We start from the raw sequence: 6,343 nt of genomic DNA on the forward strand, positions 1-6,343 counted from the left end.
GTTCTACTCGGTCTCGCTACGCCGCCGCGCCCGCGTCTGAATGTCGATGTCGTGCACGCGCGCCTTGATCGTGCGCCAATTGGGCGCCGGCAGCCGCTCCTTCAAGCAGCGCTTGGCGATCTCGCGCACCAGCTGGCTGAACTTGGGCCGCGATGGCTGCAGATAGAAGGTCTCGATCGTGTCGCGAATGAGCGTCTCGCGCGCCGAATCGAGCACGCGCGCGCCCTTGGGGCGGCCGACCGGACGCGTCATCGGCGCGGTGACGGCGCCGCAGCTGCGGAAGGTCTTGATCATGCGATAGGCGGTGGCGCGGCTGACGCCGAGATCGCTGGTCAGCTTGCGAATGACCTCCTGCGACAGGCGCTCGCCCTCACGCGTGAGAACCTCGCGAATGACCTCCTCGCGATGACGATTCTCATCCGGGCGCCGGCTGCGTCTCTCGCGTCCAATCGACGTCTCGAGCTTGCGTTCGGGCGCCGGGGCCAGGCGGGGATGGTCAGGATCGAGAACATTTCCGCTCATTTCCAGGCGTTCCTCGTGCAGACTGAACCTCCGCGTCGCACGCTCGTCGATCGTATCGCCGCGCGGCTCCGCGAGGTGGCATTTTTCTCATGATTTCAAAACCGAAGACAATGTTCGATTTTGCACAGTCCACGCGCGCCTGTGGAGCCGAACTGCGGCTCTCGCGCGAGCGCGCCCGCGTCCGCGCCGGGGCGCAGGCGCGAAAACCCTAGTAAACCATGTGTTTCGATGATGTTTCACGGAATTGGAATAGTTCAAAATAGCAAGAATGACGGCCGAGAATCGAATAGAGCCAGTCTTGCTACATAATGTCGCAGCGTAGACTCTCGCCAATTCAGTGGAGTGCGTATCCGTACGTAGTCGATTTCACGAGGAGCGCCGAGAGGGCCGCCGCACGCCGCGCTTCGATCGCGCGAATCGGCTCTACCGAGCGCTCGGCCCGCCGAACGGCCGGAAGCGAAACATCTCCCATTTGTAAGGACCGTCGCGATCGCAGGCGACCGAGCTCGCCGGATTGGCGGAGAGATATTTGGCGTTGTGGCGAATGGCGAATTCGTCGTCCTCATTGTGAAGGAACTCGAAGGTCATGCCCTCCCGCCGCCCTTTGCTCGCGAAGGCGAGCGATCCATCCTCCGCCACGGACAGTGGAAACCTCGTTCCGCCGATGGTCGCGAGCAGCGTGACCTCGGCGCCGTGGAATTCGGCCTCGACCAGAAATTCCCACGGCGCGAGCGGCCCGGCCTTGTGAATCGCTCTGTTCTCGGAGACGTCATAGACCAACGACGAGTCATGAGTCGTCGCAATGGCGATGCGCGCACCGGTCACGCCGGTGAGAAAAGCGCCGATCAGCAGACGTTCCGCGGGGCTGGGGATCAGCGACGCATGTTCCTCATAGAAGGCGACCGCGCGCGGCGCGCCGGCCGTCTCCGCGATATGGCTGATGAGCTGCGGGAAATAGCGCCAATTCTCGCGCAGCAGCTCGCGATTGTCGGAGCCGGCGAGATAGGAGGCGGCGAGGCGCGGGAAGCGGCGCATCGCATATTGCAGAATGCGGGTCTGCCAGCGCCAATGGCTCTTGCGAATCTGACGCGCGATTCTGCGCAGCTCCGCCATGTCGCGCGTCAGCGCGCCGTCGATGAGCGCGCGCAGATTGGCGGCGCCGGCGAAAACAGTGGTCACATGGTGATCCACTCTCGGCACCTTGATGAAATGCGCGTCGGGGTAGTTCTCCACGATCTTTCGGCAGTGAAAATCGTCGATCGCATTATAGGAGTCGGCGAATATGAACACATCGCCGGCGACGTCCGCGGCGCGGATCGCCATGCCGCGCATGAAGGGGATGAAGTCCTGCTGCCAGCCGGGGTCTCTGCCGTCGCATTCCTCGCGATCGATCGACCATTGCGGACACATTGCGATGACATGTGTGGCGGCGAGAAGACGGGAGAATTTCACCGCGCCATAGCCGCCCATGGAGCCGCCATAGGCGACACGCGTCTCATAGTCCGCGATCGTCTCCAAAATGATCTGCGACGCTCTGCGGAGATTTTCGGACGGATACCAATTGGCGCGCTTGGCCATCACGCCGATCGCCGAAGTTCCCGATTTTCGCAAAGGCGTATCGGCGAAAAAACGATGATCCTTGGCCGGCGTGATCGCATCGCCGAAAGTGATCAAGACGATTTTCGAATCGGCGGGAGCCCAGATGACCCGTATCTCGTCGTCGTCATAGAGAATCGTCGTCGTCAAAGTATGATCCATCCCGCCGCCCACGGTTTCGAGCCGCGGCGGATATAGACCAATTCGCTCCACGCGCAAACCTCCCGCCGTTTCGGCGCAGGCGGATTTTCCCTGCCTGCGCCGACCTTTGCGTGCGGCGAGCGCGCAGCGCGCAGGATCAGAGATTGAGCGCTCTGTTCACCGTCGGAATGAAGATCGCGAATACGAAGACCGTGACGAGGATCCACAGCACGACCCATTTGAGTTCTTCGACCTTGTGCAGCATTCGAGCTTTCTCCTCCCGTTTTTTAAAATTGGTCCACGCCGCGTCTCGAAGGCGGCGCACGCTCTGTTTTTGAGCCAAGACGCCACGAGTCACAACAAGCATATGTGGGCGGCACAATGTCGCACTACTTAATAATACGGGATAATCTCATATTTTGTAATTCGTATCATTCAAAAGTGCAGCGTAAAAAGTGACATTATCCGCGAGTGTCTCATTTTTTATAATATGCAAATATCATATTATCGCACTATATAAGTATTAACTGCAGTATATGCAGCATAATGTCGCATATGTATTCTTTATGATCAATTGACAGGCGCCGAGCGCGGCATGATAGGCTCCGACATGCAAAGAGCTTTCGGGCTCTACTGCAAAGAGGCGCGGCGCCGAAATAGTTCCGGCGTCCGCCGCATGCGCCGAACGTCGCGCGCGGCGTCGCGAGGCTGCTGGGATGGCCTTCGCGGCGACCGCGGCACGGGGAGACGAAACGTCATTCGGAACGGCGGGAGACCGTTTTCGAACCGATGACTTCTAAAGAGGAGGAACCCGACAATGAGTCTGACAACGGAGAAAGCGGCCGGATCCGTCCGAGCCGCGGAGAGCGACACCATCGTCAATTACTGGCCTGCATATTGGACGATGATCTGTCTCTTCGTGTTCTATGTGACGATCCGCATCTATGAGCAGTATTTCGGCTGGAAAGCGGGTCTCGATTCTTTCGCGCCCGAGTTTCAGACCTATTGGCTGAATCTCATGTGGACGGAGCTGCCGCTCGAATTCATCGCCTTCTGCGGCATCGGCGGCTATCTCTGGAAAACGCGCGACCGCAACATCGACGCTGTCACGCCGCGCGAGGAGATGCGCCGTCTGCTGACGCTGATCGGCTGGCTCGCGATCTACGCTTTCACCGTCTATTGGGGCGCTTCCTACTTCACCGAGCAGGACGGCACCTGGCATCAGACGGTCATTCGCGACACCGACTTCACGCCGAGCCATATTTTGGAGTTCTACCTCAGCTATCCGATATACATCATCGCCGGCTGGGGCGCCTTCATGTATGCGCGCACGCGCATTCCGCAATTCGCGAACAAGATATCGCTGCCCTTCCTGCTGTTCTTCGCAGGTCCGTTCATGATCTTCCCGAACATCGGCCTGAACGAGTGGGGTCACACCTTCTGGTTCATGGAAGAGCTGTTCACGGCGCCGCTGCATTGGGGCTTCGTGTTCTTCGGCTGGTTCGCGCTCGCCGTCTTCGGCACCGCCTGCCAAGTGCTCGATCGCGTGATCGAGCTCTCCAAGGAATATGAGAAGGACGCGCTCTCTCTCTGATCCTTCGCGCTCTCGCGCATTCTCCTCCTCGGCAAAGCGACCGCGTTTCGCGCGCGGTCGCGGCGGAGGCGGAGCAAGCAAAAGAAATATCCGGCGCAGATGCGCCGGGGAGGCGACAATCTCAAGGAGCAAGAACGAAATGTCCATTTCCACAGAGGCCGGCGCTCCAGCCGGCAAGGCATGGAAATCGAAGGAGGAGTTTCTCGGCTGCGTGATGCTGACCGATTGGATTCTCCTCGTCGTGCTATTCGCCGTGGTGCTCGGATCCTTCCACATCCACTATATGCTGCTCGCCGGCGACTGGGACTTCTGGATCGACTTCAAGGACCGCCGCATGTGGCCGACGGTGGCGCCCATCGTCGCAATGTGCTTCGCCGCCGCGGTGCAATCCTTCCTGTGGCAGAAGTTCCGTCTGCCGATCGGCGCCACGGTCGCGTGCCTCGCGCTGCTCACCGGCGAATGGATCAATCGCTACGACAACTTCTGGGGCTGGACCTTCTTCCCGATCAATCTGGTCTTCCCGTCGGCGCTGATCCCCATGGGCTTCTGGCTCGATGTGGTGCTGATGATGTCGGGCAGCTGGCTGGTGACGGCGCTGGTCGGCTCCATGGGCTGGGGCCTCTTGTTCTATCCGATCAACTGGCCGGTGCTGGCGCAATATCACCAGTCCGCCGAGATCGACGGCGTGCTGCTGACGCTCGCCGATCTCATCGGCTTCAACTATGTCCGCACGGGCACGCCGGAATATATCCGCATGGTCGAGCGCGGCACGCTGCGCACCTTCGGCAAGGACGTCGTTCCGGTCGCGGCCTTCTTCTCCTCCTTCATTTCCATGCTGATCTACTTCCTGTGGTGGAAGATCGGCGCCTGGTTCACGAACACCAAATACATCGAGGTCGACGACATCTGATCCGCAAACATTCGCGAGCGCGAGGCGGACCTGCGGCCCGCTTCGCCGAGACATCGCAAGAAATCCAAGAGGCCCGTCGCGAATGACGGCGCGGCCGAGAAAACAAGGATAAGGGAGACCGATCGAAATGATGAACAAGCTCCTCGCGACACTGGCGGGATGCGTGAGGCCGGGGGCGCTGCGCGCCTTGGCCTTCGGCCTCGCCGCGGCGATCGCCGCCACCACTCTGCCGGCGGCGACGCCCGCATCGGCGCATGGCGAACGCTCGCAGCAGGCCTTTCTGCGCATGCGCACGCTCAACTGGTACGATGTGAAATGGTCGAAGACCGAGGTCAACGTCAACGAAGAGATGGTGCTCTCGGGCAAGGTGCATGTGTTCTCCGGTTGGCCGCAGGCCGTCGCCAAGCCGGATGTCGCCTTTCTGAACGTCGGCGAGCCCGGCCCGGTGCTCATTCGCAAGGGCGCTTATGTCGGCGACGTGCCGGCGCCGCGCTCCTTCTCTCTGCAGGTCGGCAAGGACTATGAGTATAAGCTCGTGCTCAAAGCCCGTCGGCAGGGGCGTTTCCACGTCCATGTGCAGATGAACGTCGAAGGCGGCGGACCCATCGTCGGCCCCGGCGAGTGGATCACCATCAAGGGCGACATGGCGAATTTCACCAATCCGGTGACTTTGCTCGACGGCTCGACCATCGATCTCGAGACCTATGGCATCACCTGGACCTACATCTATCATTTCGCCTGGATGGCGGCCGCGGCGGTCTGGATCCTCTACTGGTTCATGACCAAGGGCCTCATCGTGCGCTATTGGTGGGTGAAGGCCGGCAAGGCCAATGAGCTCATCACCGTGCGCGAGAAGCGCATCGGCGGCCTGTGGCTGGCGGCCACCTTGCTGGCGGTTCTGTTCGGCTACTCCTGGGCCAATAGCGCCTTCCCGCGCACTCTGCCGATGCAGGCGGGCCTGCTCAAGGGCATCGATCCGATCGCTCTGCCGGCGGCCACTGTGACCGCGCAATTCAAGGGCGGCTCCTACACAGTGCCGGGCCGCGAGCTGTCGGTGAAGCTGCGCATCACCAATAGCGGAACCGAGCCGGTGAAGGTCGGCGAGTTCACCACTGCGGGCCTGCGCTTCCTCAACCCCGCGGTGTTCACGGTGAAGCCGCAGTTCCCCGAATATCTGCTCGCCGATCGCGGCCTCGCCGTCAGCGACGAGACGCCGATCGCCCCCGGCGAGACGCGCGATGTGACGGTCGTCGTTCAGGACGCCCGCTTCGACATAGAGCGCCTGTCGGACCTCGCCTATGACACCGACAGCCAGTTCGGCGGCCTGCTGTTCTTCTTCAGCCCGTCGGGCAATCGCGTCGGCGTCGAGATCGGCGGCCCGGTGATCCCGCGCTTCGCTGTCGGAGCTACGCTCTGACCGCCATAGAGCTTCACGCGGTTCTCTTCACTCTTCTCCGCGTGTTGGTGTGAAACTTCCTCCCCCGCCCGGTTCGTCCGGGCGGGCTTTTTTTGCCGGGGCTGGGCGATGGGGTGAAGGTTTCCTCATCCTGAGGAGCCGCGAAGCGGCGTCTCGAAGGACG

At 61.2% G+C, this 6,343-nt stretch carries 5 protein-coding genes; 3 read left to right on the forward strand and 2 right to left on the reverse strand.

All coding sequences use genetic code 11. The features are described from left to right. Positions 1 to 3: 3 nt before the first annotated feature. A complete protein-coding gene (locus A1351_RS13185; RefSeq protein ID WP_083967314.1) occupies positions 4 to 522 on the reverse strand; it encodes a transposase in 519 nt (172 codons plus the stop codon). A gap of 423 nt (positions 523 to 945) precedes the next feature. After that, positions 946 to 2,268: a hypothetical protein gene (locus A1351_RS13190; RefSeq protein ID WP_157096299.1), complete on the reverse strand. Its 1,323-nt coding sequence runs from the start codon at positions 2,266 to 2,268 to the stop codon at positions 946 to 948. A gap of 808 nt (positions 2,269 to 3,076) precedes the next feature. Between A1351_RS13190 and amoC the strand changes: the two genes are divergently transcribed. The 3 genes from amoC to amoB all read left to right on the forward strand — a co-directional run bounded on the left by amoC (position 3,077) and on the right by amoB (position 6,180). Then, a complete protein-coding gene (gene amoC, locus A1351_RS13195) occupies positions 3,077 to 3,853 on the forward strand; it encodes a bacterial ammonia monooxygenase, subunit AmoC (protein WP_024879510.1) in 777 nt (258 codons plus the stop codon). A gap of 139 nt (positions 3,854 to 3,992) precedes the next feature. Continuing rightward, positions 3,993 to 4,763: a bacterial ammonia monooxygenase, subunit AmoA gene (gene amoA / locus A1351_RS13200; protein WP_064033193.1), complete on the forward strand. Its 771-nt coding sequence runs from the start codon at positions 3,993 to 3,995 to the stop codon at positions 4,761 to 4,763. A gap of 130 nt (positions 4,764 to 4,893) precedes the next feature. Beyond that, complete coding sequence (amoB, locus tag A1351_RS13205; protein ID WP_064033194.1) at positions 4,894 to 6,180, forward strand: bacterial ammonia monooxygenase, subunit AmoB; 1,287 nt, start codon at positions 4,894 to 4,896, stop codon at positions 6,178 to 6,180. Positions 6,181 to 6,343: the final 163 nt, after the last annotated feature.

This window comes from Methylosinus sp. R-45379 (assembly GCF_001644125.1).
In the GTDB taxonomy this organism is placed as follows: Bacteria; Pseudomonadota; Alphaproteobacteria; order Rhizobiales; family Beijerinckiaceae; genus Methylosinus.

Bases quoted from the DNA above. Each gene is read 5' to 3' on its own strand.
- amoC (WP_024879510.1), top strand. From the start codon at position 3,077: ATGAGTCTGACAACGGAGAAAGCGGCCGGATCCGTCCGAGCCGCGGAG.
- amoA (WP_064033193.1), top strand. From the start codon at position 3,993: ATGTCCATTTCCACAGAGGCCGGCGCTCCAGCCGGCAAGGCATGGAAA.
- A1351_RS13185 (WP_083967314.1), bottom strand. From the start codon at position 522: ATGAGCGGAAATGTTCTCGATCCTGACCATCCCCGCCTGGCCCCGGCG.
- amoB (WP_064033194.1), top strand. From the start codon at position 4,894: ATGAACAAGCTCCTCGCGACACTGGCGGGATGCGTGAGGCCGGGGGCG.